This is a genomic window from Shewanella sp. ENK2, from assembly GCF_043568515.1.
Classification (GTDB): domain Bacteria; phylum Pseudomonadota; class Gammaproteobacteria; order Enterobacterales; family Shewanellaceae; genus Shewanella; species Shewanella japonica.
In genome coordinates, this window is the sequence record NZ_CP171406.1 from 4,408,747 (window position 1) to 4,423,007 (window position 14,261).

13 protein-coding genes are annotated in these 14,261 nt (G+C 38.3%); 2 read left to right on the forward strand and 11 right to left on the reverse strand.

Features of this window, described 5'->3' with window-relative positions; all coding sequences use genetic code 11:
• Positions 1–135: 135 nt before the first annotated feature.
• Positions 136–1,110: a GGDEF domain-containing protein gene (locus tag ACGEDC_RS19240; RefSeq protein ID WP_394498408.1), complete on the reverse strand. Its 975-nt coding sequence runs from the start codon at positions 1,108–1,110 to the stop codon at positions 136–138.
• 349 nt (positions 1,111–1,459) lie between these two features.
• Here ACGEDC_RS19240 and eco point away from each other — a divergent pair, with 349 nt between their 5' ends.
• Complete coding sequence (eco, locus tag ACGEDC_RS19245; protein WP_394495162.1) at positions 1,460–2,026, forward strand: serine protease inhibitor ecotin; 567 nt, start codon at positions 1,460–1,462, stop codon at positions 2,024–2,026.
• 92 nt (positions 2,027–2,118) lie between these two features.
• Here the strand turns inward: eco and ACGEDC_RS19250 are convergent, their stop codons facing one another.
• The 5 genes from ACGEDC_RS19250 to pssA all read right to left on the reverse strand — a co-directional run bounded on the left by ACGEDC_RS19250 (position 2,119) and on the right by pssA (position 7,127).
• Positions 2,119–2,397 carry a hypothetical protein gene (locus tag ACGEDC_RS19250; RefSeq protein ID WP_192022725.1) on the reverse strand — a complete coding sequence of 93 codons (279 nt, stop codon included), beginning with the start codon at positions 2,395–2,397 and terminating at the stop codon, positions 2,119–2,121.
• A gap of 17 nt (positions 2,398–2,414) precedes the next feature.
• Complete coding sequence (locus ACGEDC_RS19255; protein ID WP_394498410.1) at positions 2,415–4,385, reverse strand: RecQ family ATP-dependent DNA helicase; 1,971 nt, start codon at positions 4,383–4,385, stop codon at positions 2,415–2,417.
• 49 nt (positions 4,386–4,434) lie between these two features.
• Entirely contained in the window at positions 4,435–4,758 is a 324-nt protein-coding gene (locus tag ACGEDC_RS19260; RefSeq protein ID WP_055024559.1) for a hypothetical protein, read from the reverse strand.
• Between the two features lie 68 nt (positions 4,759–4,826).
• Positions 4,827–5,642, reverse strand: coding sequence for a tRNA-uridine aminocarboxypropyltransferase (locus tag ACGEDC_RS19265; RefSeq protein ID WP_394495165.1), 816 nt, complete (start codon positions 5,640–5,642; stop codon positions 4,827–4,829).
• 171 nt (positions 5,643–5,813) lie between these two features.
• Positions 5,814–7,127 (reverse strand): CDP-diacylglycerol--serine O-phosphatidyltransferase, encoded by a 1,314-nt coding sequence (gene pssA / locus ACGEDC_RS19270; protein WP_394495167.1) that lies wholly within the window; start codon positions 7,125–7,127, stop codon positions 5,814–5,816.
• Positions 7,128–7,595: 468 nt separating this feature from the next.
• On the opposite strand from pssA, the gene dacB reads away from it, so the two are divergent.
• Positions 7,596–9,020, forward strand: coding sequence for a D-alanyl-D-alanine carboxypeptidase/D-alanyl-D-alanine endopeptidase (dacB, locus tag ACGEDC_RS19275; RefSeq protein ID WP_394495169.1), 1,425 nt, complete (start codon positions 7,596–7,598; stop codon positions 9,018–9,020).
• A gap of 136 nt (positions 9,021–9,156) precedes the next feature.
• On the opposite strand, the gene ACGEDC_RS19280 is transcribed toward dacB, so the two are convergent.
• The 5 genes from ACGEDC_RS19280 to pyrF form a co-directional block, all read right to left on the reverse strand.
• Positions 9,157–10,914 carry an acyl-CoA dehydrogenase family protein gene (locus ACGEDC_RS19280; protein ID WP_394495171.1) on the reverse strand — a complete coding sequence of 586 codons (1,758 nt, stop codon included), beginning with the start codon at positions 10,912–10,914 and terminating at the stop codon, positions 9,157–9,159.
• A 270-nt stretch (positions 10,915–11,184) separates the two neighbouring features.
• Complete coding sequence (locus ACGEDC_RS19285) at positions 11,185–11,973, reverse strand: CLCA_X family protein (protein WP_394495173.1); 789 nt, start codon at positions 11,971–11,973, stop codon at positions 11,185–11,187.
• Between the two features lie 89 nt (positions 11,974–12,062).
• Positions 12,063–12,614: a DUF2058 domain-containing protein gene (locus tag ACGEDC_RS19290; protein ID WP_065108039.1), complete on the reverse strand. Its 552-nt coding sequence runs from the start codon at positions 12,612–12,614 to the stop codon at positions 12,063–12,065.
• Between the two features lie 23 nt (positions 12,615–12,637).
• Positions 12,638–13,465: an SDR family oxidoreductase gene (locus ACGEDC_RS19295; protein WP_394495176.1), complete on the reverse strand. Its 828-nt coding sequence runs from the start codon at positions 13,463–13,465 to the stop codon at positions 12,638–12,640.
• Between the two features lie 94 nt (positions 13,466–13,559).
• Complete coding sequence (gene pyrF, locus ACGEDC_RS19300) at positions 13,560–14,255, reverse strand: orotidine-5'-phosphate decarboxylase (RefSeq protein ID WP_065108037.1); 696 nt, start codon at positions 14,253–14,255, stop codon at positions 13,560–13,562.
• Between the last annotated feature and the right edge of the window lie 6 nt (positions 14,256–14,261).

Consider the following 14,261-nt stretch of genomic DNA (forward strand, 5'->3'; position numbering starts at 1 on the left):
CTCTTGTCTGTTTAACACCAATTAAAGGCCGGCTATCACTAGTTGATCGCAATAGATCGCAAGTGATAGCAAAATACCGCTTAGAAACTGCCGAAAGCCTACTAAAAAAATGCAGGCTTAAACGCGTGCATACAGTTAACCTTTTACACAATTCCTTCCTGATGACTTAGCTTGATAAAGCATGTCATCTGCACGTTTTAATAACGTTTCTGAGTCATCACCAGGTTGAATATTAGCAAGACCAATAGACACAGTAATATGGCCTAACTGTTGTTTGTTTTCTTTTCCTATGGTGAGCTGCCTCATAGCAATACGTTCACGGATACTCTCTGCTACTGTCATCGCATCTTTAAACTCAGTGTTAGGAAGCATGACCACAAACTCTTCTCCGCCGTAACGAGCAACAAAATCATTTCCTTTAACGGATTGCTTTAAAGCAAAGCCAACAAAAGCCAAAACCTTGTCACCAACTAAGTGTCCGTGCGTATCATTAAAAGACTTAAAGTGGTCAATATCCACCATTAACAAACAACATGGAATTTGGCTTTGAGTAAATAAGCTCACTTGCTCAGTTGAAAATATTTCATAAGCTCGACGGTTATTTAATGAGGTTAACTCATCAGTCATCGCCACTTTGCTTAAATTATCCATGTCCATTTTTAATTGAGTTAATTCATCACCTAAGGTTGCTAAGTCTTCTTTCATTGAATGATTTAAGCTAACGACCTTTTCGACTTCTACACTGATGTTATTCACTAATGAATTGAGTAATTGTGGTGTAGGTTCAGACTGTAATTCATGACTGAACTCAGATAAATGAGCAGAAAAGTCATCTGTGCCTGTTGAGATTTGGCCCATTTTATTCAGCAAGCTGTTAATTAAGATTTGAGTTTCTATCTGAACATTCTCAATCACCTCTGGAGATTGCTCTTGAATAAAATTATTGTAAAGACCTTGATTCACTGACGCAGTAAACTCAACTTCGTTAGCCAATAAACCGTCAATAGCACGTTTTAAACTGAGGTTGGTTTCAGCATAATATTGATACCAAATAGCATAGTTTTCAGGCGTAACAGGAATATTTAGCGCTGACATTTGTGGAACAGCCATGCGTAAAATTTGCGCTGAGTTTTCAAGGTTAGTATTCAATTTAACATCCTATGTCATTAGTGTCTTACATACATAAATGTGAACCGACATCCTAGCAAGTGCGCTTTATTATGACGCTATATGCTGCATATTAATAAAATTAATATCATACTTAACAGCCTAATCCAACATAAAAGATATTGAAAATTAAGACTATTTATTCAACCATAACATTATAAAAAGCAGAGAGTGAAACGTTATTGAAAAAAATTGAAAAAATAAAACCCTTTTTCAAAAAGCATCCGTTTATATCAATAACAGTCGAATCAATCTATCGTATTACATTAGCATTTTAGAGGTGAGAATCCATATGAAAAATATTCTGAATACTAAATTAAAAAGTCTAACTAAACTTTCTGCACTCAGTTTATTAACAGCCCTGACTTTCACGGCAGCTGCAACAAGTCCAGTACCAAATCAATTTGAGAAACCACAAATGATAACCACCTATAAATATAATCAGGACAATTACCAAGTGGTTGACGCCGCAAAAATGTTTCCTAAACCTTCAGCGAATCAAGTGCAACACATACTGTCTTTAGACACGCTTGAGAATGAAGTAGACTATAAAATTGAAATACAAATCGGCCAAAATAAGCTGGTGGATTGTAATCGCCATCATTTATCAGGCAAATTAGACAAAATTAGCTTACAAGGTTGGGGTTATCAATATTATAGCGTTGAGCAACTCACGGACGGCCCAACAACTATGATGATGTGCCCAGATCCTAAAACCATGAAATTCGTCACTATGGGCAAAAGTTTGATGATTGATTATGACAGCAGACTGCCAAAGGTATTCTATTTACCTGAAGGTGCTGAACTTCGTTATCGAGTTTGGCAAGTTAAAGACACTTATCAATTTTCAGGGCAATAATCGACTCTGTTATGGTTACTTTAATTTATATAAGCTTAGCGTCATATATGTTTTAAGTCAGGATCTGTATGACAGGCTACGATGTTATGTTGTTAAAATCGTTTGACACGAACAACTTGCATCACTTCAATCGAAAAGCCTGCAAGCATCTTTTCTTCTTTATAATATGTTAAACTAACGAATTGATCTTTTAGCGACTTATATTTTTTAGGTCGCTTAAAAGTAAAAGCCACATCATAGCCGTCAATCATTAAAGTATGTAACACCCATTCGTCTTTATCGCGTTGGGTGTGCGAAACAACTTTTACCCCCTCTAGGTGGTTTAATTGTTCGTGTTTTTTGAGCAAACTATCAACGGCTTTATTCTTCATATTGGCTTCTTTTAAGATTAACGACGCTCTTCAATAAGCTGAATGATTTCTTGATAACGATACTCGCCACAATAGCCAAATCCTGGTAATTGTTTCACTCGTATACGAGCGAATATTGGCAATGTCATACCAGCAAGAAATTTAGCTTTTACAGCAGTAGAGATACTTGAGTGCCCTTTTGCGTTCATATGCGACACAAATTCAGATAGATACTGCTCAACGTTCGCTAACTGATTTAACGCTATATGACGTTTTTGCGGCAGAATCGCGACTTCACCACGACAAACGCTACAATGTCCACACTGCTGCGGGGCTCTATTATCATCAAAATAATGGTTCAAACGAGCTGTGATACACGTCTTTGATTCGAAAAAATCTAACAACTGATTAAGACGTGAGATTTCTTTTACTTCATTGCTTTGAAAATATTGAGAGAGTTGAGCAACAAGATCTGCTTGAACTAGCCTACTGCTGTTAACTTCAAAAACTTGGGTAATTTTTTTAGTTTCAAGGAGAATCATCTGCTTGTCAGCCAAATAATCTAATGCAGCTACAACTCGTTGTCTTTCAGCACCAAACTCTTGATAAAGTGAGTCAAAGTTTAACTGGCCCCATATTTTTTTAAAGTGAGTATGGGCAAAGATTTGAGTTAAAAATGCTTGTCTTGATTCATCAAACTTCGCTAAGACAGCCGCTTTATCTTGAACAAATTGATATTTAAATTCAGCAAAGTAAGCAAAGCTAGGTTTTAACACATTCGCCAACTCAAGTTGTACAAGCAAGGTCTTTAACGGTAAAAGCTTTATATTGGTACTGGTTGAAATAGCAGACTCTTGCATTTCCCACTGACCATTATCAGTTTCTTGACTAATATGTTGGATAAGCTTTTGTATTGCACTAGCTTCAGGCGTGTCGCCATAAACAAAATTCTCTATGGTATTCAAACCATCTTTGTTGGCTAAAGTGACACAATGAGACAGCTGGCCATCTCGCCCTGCTCGCCCAATCTCTTGGCTGTAATTTTCAATAGACTTAGGCAAATCGTAGTGAATGACAAATCGAATATCGCTTTTGTCTATTCCCATACCAAATGCAATTGTCGCAACAATAATCGGGATTTGACCTGTCATAAACTGCTGTTGGATCCGATGGCGGATTTCAGCATCTAACCCTGCATGATATGCAGTACAATTAACTCCCTGTGAACGGAGATACTGCGCCACATCTTCTGCCGTTTTTTGCAACGTCACATAAATAATCCCAGCACCTTGATGATGGTGAATGGTATTCAATAATTCGATGTTTTTATCTTGTTCTAATGTTGCCTTAACACTGATATCAAGATTGGGTCGATAAAACCCCGTCTGTACAATTTGCTCTGCTGAAATAGCAAAGTGTTGAGCAATATCTTGTTTGACTTTAGCCGTTGCCGTAGCGGTAAGTAACAATACCTGAGGGATAGCAAAGGATTGACAGTAAACCGGTATTTTTAAATAGTCAGGTCGAAAGTTATGACCCCACTCAGAAATACAGTGTGCCTCATCGACCACTAATAAAGAAATCTGAATAGAAGCGAGAAATTGTCTAAAACGTTCATTTTTGAATCGTTCAACTGATACCATTAAAATTTTAGTGTGGCCACTTCGAACGTCTCGCATCACTTGTTGACTTTGATCGTAACTCTGACTCGAATCAATACTGGCGGCATTGATCCCTTTATCCTTGAGGAAAGCAATTTGATCTTTCATTAATGCTAATAAAGGTGAGATAACCAAAGTAACGTTAGCTAGCTGTAAGGCACTAAATTGATAACACAAAGATTTACCAGAGCCTGTAGGGAAAATAGCTAAAGAGGAACGTCCCAAAAGGATATGTTCAATAACAGCTTGTTGTCCTTCACGAAATCCATCAAACCCAAATTGTTGTTTAAGTTGCTGATGTAGAAATTCACTATCAGCGGCTTGTAAAACTTGAGTTGAGTCATGCATAGGATTCATTTGAATACCTTATGGAAAAAGAAGAAAAACAGTCAAACTGTTATGATTTTCGAGCAATATACTGGTTGATTAATAACGTTAATTTATCTTCAAACGTTTCCTGTACAAGCTCTAAATCTTGTCCAAAACGATGAAGATACTTTGCGGCTTGTGCACGAGTTAACATCTTATTGGCTAAACAATAAGCCATTTCATCGCGCTTTTTATCAAATCGCGGTTCAAGAAACCATTGGCATGTTTCTGTATCTAAATTCGCTAATGTTTGTTGTGCTAGTTGGCAGAACGTGTCGATGTGCTCTATTCCATCTGGCCCTAAGCATCCTGGCTCAAGGCGATACAGCACGATTAATTTATTATCAAACATGTTGAGCGTCGCATCCTATGCGTAAACAAGAATTCTTATAACATTTATGAAAAATAACAATCATAAATTTATAGCTGATTGGCGTTAATCATAGCCTGTTTAAAGTTATCAATATAGTGCTGAATTGGAACGATATCTTCTTTAAGTCGGCGATTACGCCCAAGCAATGATGATTCAACAAATAAATCAAACCATGCTGATAATGCCAAGCCTTGTAATGGTTCATCAATTGCGTGAAATGCTAATGCTGCTACTTCTGCAGTAGATAATTGAAAATCATGGCTGCCTTTTCTTAACTCATAAGTGGCTAACGTTTCCGGTGTGAAGGATAACAAAGGTAGTTTATGAAGGTACGGGCTTTTTTTGAACATTTTAATTGCTTGGCGCCAGCTACCATCCAATAAAATCAATAAAGGTATCTTTGGAGCAGATGAACAATAGTTAGCCTGCGGGATGATATGAGGATTCTTAGTCGAGCAGTTCAGTTGATTAATATGTTCAATCACTGGCTGACCCTCTTGGGCATACTGTTCTGGAAATATCAGCATAGGTTGATATTTAGGATCATTTATTATATCGACCATCTGCTTACTCGGCTCAGTACGAGACCACAGAAAAGCACTGGTATTAGGAACAAGATCAGCTATTAGCCTGCCACTATTGGTAGGTTTTAGTACTTCATCATCGTACATTATCAACATGAAGTTAGCAGACGTTTTAAGATACTCTCTATGCAAGCAAGTGCAAAAAAGTTCGCCTAATAAACACCATGGGCAGCGGACTAACTTTTTGCCTCTTGCTGCAAAAGGTTTAGTTGAAATGGATTTACGATATTGATAAAGACGATGAACAGCATGTTGCTGCTCTTTAGGTAACGCCAACATGCAAGGCTCTCTTTGAAAATGACTATAGCATCATGATGATGTCAGCTAGTATTTGGAAATGAATAACGGACAGCAATCACATAGCCATTATGGCTTAATTCAGATTATAACACGCGATTAATGCTGTTAAAATAATTCATCACCCGAAGGTGATGAATTATAAACTTAGAACTAAAGTATTCTGCGAAGCAAGAAATCCGCTTTAAGCCGCTTAATTCTAGTCATAATTTTTTTCACAGGAACAGGATACTTCTGTAACGTTTCAATTTGGCTATAATGGAACAGCTTTTCAGTATGCGTCAGAATATAGTCTTGTTCTTGCTCAAACTTATCTTTCCAAGCGCCAGATTCATCATGCAACAACAGACCGTTTTCTAAATCTAACGCCCAAGCTCTTGGGTTTAAATTTGAACCAGTAATCAGATGCTTTTTACCATCAGCGCTTATCCCTTTTAAATGGTAACTATTAATACCATTTTTCCAAAGGTGTATGCGTAGTTGGCCACTTTCAACTGCCCATTGTTGGCGTTTAACGAACTTTCGTAATGATTGCTCATACATATACGGAAGCGCACCAATGGTTGAAAATTCTTTTTCTGGCGGAATATAAAAGTCATTTGCCGTTTTATCACCGACAACAATATCAATACTTTTGCCATTTCTTAAATGGCGAGTAAGTGCCCTAACCAATGCATTCGGCGGATTAAAGTAAGGCGTACAAATGAATAGTGACTCTTGTGATTCGTCAACAAGCTTTACTACTACCTCATTTAACTTATTCTTTTTTCGGCCCAAGCCAACTAGCGGTGTAACCCGGTTACCAATACGTGTGCTTTCAAATTCATATTTAGAACGACCTAAACGCACTTTAAAAGTACGAATATCATTTTTCTCAGGACATTGCTCAACGTCTTTGTCTTGGGTTAATGAACATACAGCGGGATCGCTGACTAAGAACTGATGAATATATTGACGCATGCTTCGAGCTAACTCAGCAGACTCAATTAAGTGATAGCGATCGAAACGATATTTTTCAAACTGTTGGAAGTAAATATTATTGATACTGGCGCCACTAAAAATTACGGCATCATCGATAATAAAACCTTTAAGGTGCAGAACCCCCATAAATTCGCGAGATTTTACAGGTACCCCAAGGATATCGAACGGTACCTCAGCCTCTAACATAGCTTTTCGGTACATAATATAATTGCCACTATCACCTTTATGACCAATAAGTCCACGGCGAGCGCGGTGATAATCAACTAACACGACAATGTCTAAATCAGGGTTTGCTGCTTTGGCAGCAAGTAACGCAGTTAAAACTTCACGGCCAGCCTCATCATCTTCAAGATAGAGGGCTGCGATATAAATGGCATTCTTTGCCGTCGCAATACGTGATAATAACTCAGTTTTAAACTGAAGCGGTTCTAGCAACCATTTTAATGAATCCGCTTGTAATGCGATACCACCTAGCTTATCCAGCAAGGCAACCTCCTTAAATGTTCCTCAATGACGTCATTGAGCAAACGTACGCGCAATTTTACGAATACCTAATACAGAAAGTAGTTCTTTAAAGAAGTACTAAACGTATTGATGTGGTATTCATTCTGTTTGTAAATATAACGCGTCGTAAAAACTAATTAACAAAATATTTGGAAATAGAAATTACCTACTAATAGGCTGCGGGGCAAGGTTTTTCTGCATTCAAACAACTGTTTGGTTAGTTTATGAGAGGCAATTAATACAATTAAGAATAAAACCTAACGAATTTCTCACGAAATAACGCAAGTATTTACAGGTATCAAAGGTTAAAAAATCGAAATTTTAACTGATTATAGATTCATTAGGTGTAAACCTAAGCTAAATGGCGTATTTTATCGATAACACAACCTTCCTTAGCTGCTTATGTCTTTTATAAAAAAATCTTGGCTAACCTCCTTCAAGCCAACGCCAATGATACTCTTACTTGGCTTGAGTTTACCTGTCAAAGCTAATGAGTACATCGATAACATGATGAAAATCATTAGTCCTGCGCAATCTCAAATTGCCGTGAATATTTGGGATGTATCTAATGGTAAAACCGTGTATCGCATTAATGATCAAACATTAATGTTACCTGCCAGCATTCAAAAGGTAATCACTGCCGTTGCTGCAAGTAAGCAGTTAGGCAAAACTTTTCAATATGAAACAAGTCTTACCTACGACGGCGCTATCAATGATGGCACATTAAATGGGAATCTGTATCTGCACTTTCAAGGTGATCCTACCTTAAAACGCGCCCACTTAACGACGTTAATCAACCAACTCACTGAATTAAAAATCAGCCAAATCTCAGGTGATGTAACCTTGATTGCTCATGCATCAAATCAAACCAGAGCACCTGGTTGGGCGTGGGACGATTTAGGTATTTGTTATGCGGCGCCAGTATCAAATTTTATTATTGATAGAAACTGTGCCAAAGCGACATTAAGCCCAACTGAAGAACATTCAACTGTTAAAGTTAAATCGATTTACCCTATAAACATCAAAACGACAGCAGAGTTTGATCCAACAATTCCGGTAAAAGATGCGCAAATGCATTTTTGTGAATTACACATGCAACGCTTTGACGGCAACCATTATAAAATCGAGGGATGTTATCCAGGGAAGAAACCAATCAGACTCGCTATCGCAGTCAATGACCCTAAATTATATAGCAAACAGGTCATCAGTGATTTATTAACCCAAAAAGGCATCCAGTTTACTGAGGTCAAAACAGCCGAAAATGCCCCGAATACACAAACAGTAATCGCAACCCATTATTCAAAGCCTCTACCTGATTTACTTAAAATCATGTTGCAAAAATCAGATAATTTAATCGCTGATAGTTTATTAAAACAAATTGGCCTAAGCTATTTCCATCAAAAAAACCATAAAGTTAATCACCATGATGATATTACTCAATCTGCTCGCAGTGATAGCTTTACCCTAGGCGCGAAAGCGATTGAAAGTATCATGCTAGAGCTTGGTCTCCCGTTCATTGAAGCCAATATAACTGACGGATCGGGTTTGTCTCGCTATAACTTATTGACCGCACAACAAATGATGTCCTTATTGCAGTTCATTAAACAAGATAAAGACACTCAGTATATTGAGCAGTTATTACCTGTATCAGGTCGTTCTGGCACGTTAAAACACAAAGCTTATTATAATCAGCCACCACTTAAAAATGTGGTTCAAGCAAAAACAGGGACTATGATGGGGGTTGAGAATTTAGCGGGTTATATTACTGCAAGTAATGGTAAGCAATATGCTTTTGTCATCATCGAAAATGGCCTAAGTGCTAAGGCAAAAAAGCTCGCCTGGCGCCATTTAGTGCCCTTTTTCTGCAAACCTTAAATGACTTACCAAATTAACAATAAAGATTTAACCTTTTAAAACGACATAAAAAAGCACTTTGAATAACTCAAAGTGCTTTTAATTTTATTTTTTGCTCGCATACAAGCCAAACGGTTTTAGTAGACGAGATTGTTCCCTAAAATAACTCCGCTGGCATATCCATAATAGCGCTATCGCCTCGAGCAACCTGCGCTAGATGGAAGTCAGCTTTAGGTAATACTTTTTCCATATAAAACTTAGCGACGTAGCTTTTTTGGTCGGTAAAGTTTGCATCGTCATGCCCTACCGCTTTATCAGCTAGCAGTAATGAATAGTAACCATAAAGTATGTAGCCAAAGGCATCTAAGAAATCTACAGCGCTTGCATTGATTAATGCAGGCTGAGTTAGCTTATTATCATTGATATGACTCGCAATGCTAAGTAGGTTATCAAATCGAGTGCTAATAGCAGATTTATCTTCAGCTGAAACGTGTTGTAACTCATTTAGCTCAGCAGTAATTTCTGCAACAAATTGACTCAATGTTGCTAGGTTGTCACCTGTCACTTTACGGCCTAAGAAATCAATGGCTTGAATACCATTAGTCCCTTCATAAATTTGTGCGATCCGTGTGTCACGTACAAATTGCTCAATACCTGTTTCGCGAATATAACCATGACCGCCAAATACTTGCTGAGCCATAATTGTTGCATCTAAACCACGATCAGTTAAAAATGCTTTAGATACTGGCGTGAGTAGTCCAACGTATTTTGCAGCCTTTGTTTGAACGTCACCTTCGCCATGTTTAGCTAAGTCTAATTGCTTGCCAGTGAATACTGAAAGTGCTCTACCCGCATCTGTGATTGATTTAATAGTCAGTAACATTCTACGGACATCACCGTGAACGATAATTGGATCAGCTGCAGCGCCTGTAGGTGAACCGCCAGCAGCAACACCTTGAACACGTTCTTTGGCATAATCAGCAGCCATTTGATACGCCCCCTGAGCACTGCCTAAGCCTTGAATACCTATCGCTAGACGCTCATAGTTCATCATAGTGAACATACACACTAAACCACGGTCGACTCTACCAACTAAGTAGCCTTGTGCATTATCATAATTCATAACACAAGTCGCTGACGCTTTAAGTCCCATTTTGTGTTCAATTGAACCAACAGATACGCCGTTAGGCTCGCCCAAAGTCCCATCATCGTTAACTGAAATCTTTGGAACTAAAAATAACGAAATACCTTTAGAGTTCGGCAGTTTAGCAAGCACTAAATGAATAACGTTTTCAGTTAAATCATGATCGCCGCCAGTAATGAAAATTTTACTACCAGAAATTAAGTAACTGCCATCTTCTTGTGGTTCAGCTTTAGTACGAATATTACGAAGATCTGAACCTGCTTGCGGCTCTGTCATGTCCATGGCACCGGACCATTGGCCTGAATATAGATTTGGTAAATATTTCTCTTTTAATTCTTCTGTAGCATGGGCATTGATACATAAAGCAGCACCAGCAGTCAGTGAGCTGTATAAAGTGAAAGAGTTACATGCGCTGTAGTTCATTTCATCAACTAAAACGCCTAACATTTTTGGCATTCCCATACCGCCAAAGTCCGGCTCGCCACATAAGCCAACCCAGCCACCATCAGAAAATTGTTGATAAGCTTCTTTAAATCCATCTGGCGTAATAACCTTGCTACCTTCGTGCCTTACTTCTTGCTCGTCACCATTTCTGTTAATAGGTTGAATCAAGTCACGGCTAATCTTGCTAGCTTCATCTAGAATAGCGACTGCGGTGTCCATATCGACCATTTCAGCCATAGCTGGCATGTTTTGCCATGTGGTATTGGCATCAAAGACGTTTTCTAATAAGAATTGCATGTCTTTCAAAGGAGCTTGGTAAGGATTCATATCACACTCTTAAACAGATAATTAAAACAGTTGTTTCAATTTATACAAAAGGACTATGAAACACAAGCTGTATCTGTAGTAAAAAGCATAAATAATAAATAAATTTTACAAATAAACAAGCCACTCACTACTTGGTTATGAGTCGCATAAATACGCCTAAAAATAGCGGAAATTAGACAAGGTTTTGAATTCGAAGTGAGTATAAAAGAACAACTACCTACTAGCTAAAGAAACAAAAACGCAGTTGAGTTAAATAACGGCATAAACATGTTATTGAGCCGATGAACGTTCGAATGCTGCACCAAGTAGAGAAAAGTAATCTAAAATAGCAGCCATAATTTGCTCTCTATGGCCGACATTTGGGTATATTAACCGAGTTGCTTGATCTGATTTAGTCGTCCCTGACACAAGATAATTATTGCTTAAAGATCCAAACGATTCTATTGAAGATTCAAAAGCGCGCGCCATTAGTTCAGTAGGCTTAGAGAAATAATAACTACCTTGTCCCTTATCAACCTTAATTGCATTGGTTACAAACTCACTAGCAGACTGACCATCTTCACTTAATAAAACAAGTTTAAACAAGTGTGATAGCTTATCGTTAAGCGCATGTGGTTTTAATAGATGATCATTAAGCCATAAATCTGATGCACAAGCATACTTGCTGTGACGATCTTCAAAGGCTTTCGCCACTATATAATGATCAAATGCATGCCAAAACTCATGCGCTAGCGCACCTGCACCGGCATTTTTTGCTAATGCTAACTCTCTTGTGCTTGGGGAGTAATGTGCTTGCACACCTTTTTGGCCACCACGACCAAATAGCATATTTAATGTCTTTCTAAGACCAATAAGTTCAGTGGGAACATTCAGTATCTGAGAAAGATCTGCTAAAGAATCAAAAACTAAATTTGCTGCAATTTTTGACTCATCAGCAGTCACCCATTTACCCACACTGATATGCCTTAAGCCAAACGTTTGTTTGATATCATTAAAATTGGCTTGCTCGCCAAGGCGATAATCTATTCCATTGCGAAAATATTGTGTATGTTGCAACAAAACTGAATAACCTATTCGTGGCTAAATTTACAAACGATAAAACAGTCATAAAAAATGCCTCAATATGAGGCATTTTTTAAGATAATGAATTACCACATAAGGTCATCAGGGATAGCATAATCTGCATATGGATCATCTTCTTTAGTCACTTGCTCAGTTTGATTATCATCAGTATCAGTCCAAAGATAACCACACCATTCTGGTACCAATAAATTGACACGTTCAGCTAATTTATGCGGTACTAGATAGCTTTTATCTTCGTAACGGATAATACCAACTGCGCCAGAAAGTAACTGACCTTGTAATTTCTCATTCACATAAACTGATAAGATTTTATTATTAACCGTGAAGTTAAACTTAATTTCAGCATCAGTAGGAATTGAAATGGCGAACTTGGTAAACTCAGTGATGAGTCCACGCACTTGGCCTTTTTCTTCAGCTTCTGCAAAACGTTTTTCATTTAATGCACGATCTTTCTCAGCTTGCTCAAGTTTTTGCTGTGCAATTTGTTGCTTTAAATCTGCACTACCATCATCTATCTTGGCTTTCTTCTGCTTGCGTTTTTGAGTTTTAACATCACGCGCTTTTTGTTTGCTCGCTAATCCTGCTTTAAGCAATTGCTCTTGTAATGCGTTTGCCATTTAAATCACCTTAAAATTATTTACTATTCTGGCATGTATTTAGCTAGTGCATCCATTGCCGCGCCTGCACCACCTAATGACCAACCACCATCAACGGGTAAAATTGTTCCAGTGATGTAAGATGCCATATCCGATGCTAAAAATAATGCTGCGTTTGCAATATCTGATTTAACTCCATTGCGTTTCAATGGCACACTGTCGGCTATCATTGATTTTAATGCTTTACTTGGTGCTAAGCGATCAAAACCTTCTGTTTCTTCAATAGGTCCTGGTACTATCGAATTGACTCTAATCCCATCTACGCCCCATTCTATTGCTAACGTACGAGTTAGCATATCTACACCGGCTTTGGCTGCACAAACATGTACTTGCAGCGCCATTGGCACATAAGCCTGTGGCGCAGAAATCTGAATAACATTGGCACTGGTTTTACCGTCAGCTTGACTAATAGCTTTTGTCAGCAGTGGATAAGCTTGCTTAATAACTTGGAAACTTCCAAGCAGGTCAATGTCCATTACTGATTTAAATCCATTCGCTGATAGATCTTTAGCGCGCGAAGGAAAATTCCCTGCGGCGCCGCTTACCAGAACATCGATATGGCCAAATGCTTGTTCTATATTGGTAAAACCTTGACTAACAGCCTCAATGTCACGGACATCAAAACTGACCCCAAGATGCTTGCCATTTGGGTTTGCTAATTTAAGTTCATTTACAGCTGAGTTAACTTTTTCAACACTACGACTCGCTACAGCAACATTGGCTCCTTGCTTAGCAAAAGCGCATGCTATGCCAAGGTTAATTCCACTGGTGCCGCCTATAACAACAACATTCTTTCCTTGATAATCAAACATTAAACGCTCCTGATTTGTTGTGTTGTAAAGTAAACCGTATTGACACTAGTTAAACGCATCACAGGTTTACTTTTACTCTCAGCTTTAATCGACTCTATTTAAGTGAATCCACAATTTGGTGCAATGAAGCCAGTGGATCTGCCGCTTTAGTGATCGGTCTTCCAATCACTAAAAAGTCAGAGCCTGCCGCTACTGCTTTAGGTGGTGTCATCACTCGATGCTGATCGCCTACATCGGCGCCAACAGGCCTAATACCTGGAGTCACTAAATTAAACGATTGGCCAAAAGATGACTTTAACATCGTCGCTTCTTGCGCAGAACAAACAACCCCGTCAAGGCCAGCTCTATGCGTAAGCGCTGCTAAGCGTTTAACGTGCTCTTGTGCAGGCACATTAATGCCCAAAAGCGCTAAGTCTTCATCGCTCATTGATGTTAAAACGGTTACAGCAATAAGTAATGGCGCATCATTGCCGTAGTTAACAAGTGCTTTCTTGGCAGCTTCCATCATGGCTAGCCCACCACTTGCATGAACGTTGGTCATCCATACCCCTAAATCTGCAGCAGCTGACACTGCCTTAGCAACGGTATTTGGAATATCATGAAATTTTAAATCTAGAAATAAATCAAAGTCACGGTCATGTATGTCTTTAACCAATTGTGGCCCAAATAAAGTGAACATTTCTTTACCCACTTTTAAACGGCACATCGTTGGATCAAGCTTGTCGATTAATGATAACGCTTCATTTTTATTATCGTAATCTAAGGCTACTACAATTGGTTTATCAGTCATGTTTAC

Excerpts from the sequence above, each read along its gene's own strand:
- ACGEDC_RS19290 (WP_065108039.1), bottom strand. The coding sequence starts at position 12,614 with ATGGCAAACGCATTACAAGAGCAATTGCTTAAAGCAGGATTAGCGAGC.
- pyrF (WP_065108037.1), bottom strand. The coding sequence starts at position 14,255 with ATGACTGATAAACCAATTGTAGTAGCCTTAGATTACGATAATAAAAAT.
- ACGEDC_RS19260 (WP_055024559.1), bottom strand. The coding sequence starts at position 4,758 with ATGTTTGATAATAAATTAATCGTGCTGTATCGCCTTGAGCCAGGATGC.
- eco (WP_394495162.1), top strand. The coding sequence starts at position 1,460 with ATGAAAAATATTCTGAATACTAAATTAAAAAGTCTAACTAAACTTTCT.
- ACGEDC_RS19265 (WP_394495165.1), bottom strand. The coding sequence starts at position 5,642 with ATGTTGGCGTTACCTAAAGAGCAGCAACATGCTGTTCATCGTCTTTAT.
- ACGEDC_RS19295 (WP_394495176.1), bottom strand. The coding sequence starts at position 13,465 with ATGTTTGATTATCAAGGAAAGAATGTTGTTGTTATAGGCGGCACCAGT.
- ACGEDC_RS19250 (WP_192022725.1), bottom strand. The coding sequence starts at position 2,397 with ATGAAGAATAAAGCCGTTGATAGTTTGCTCAAAAAACACGAACAATTA.
- ACGEDC_RS19255 (WP_394498410.1), bottom strand. The coding sequence starts at position 4,385 with ATGCATGACTCAACTCAAGTTTTACAAGCCGCTGATAGTGAATTTCTA.
- dacB (WP_394495169.1), top strand. The coding sequence starts at position 7,596 with ATGATACTCTTACTTGGCTTGAGTTTACCTGTCAAAGCTAATGAGTAC.
- ACGEDC_RS19280 (WP_394495171.1), bottom strand. The coding sequence starts at position 10,914 with ATGAATCCTTACCAAGCTCCTTTGAAAGACATGCAATTCTTATTAGAA.
- ACGEDC_RS19240 (WP_394498408.1), bottom strand. The coding sequence starts at position 1,110 with ATGGCTGTTCCACAAATGTCAGCGCTAAATATTCCTGTTACGCCTGAA.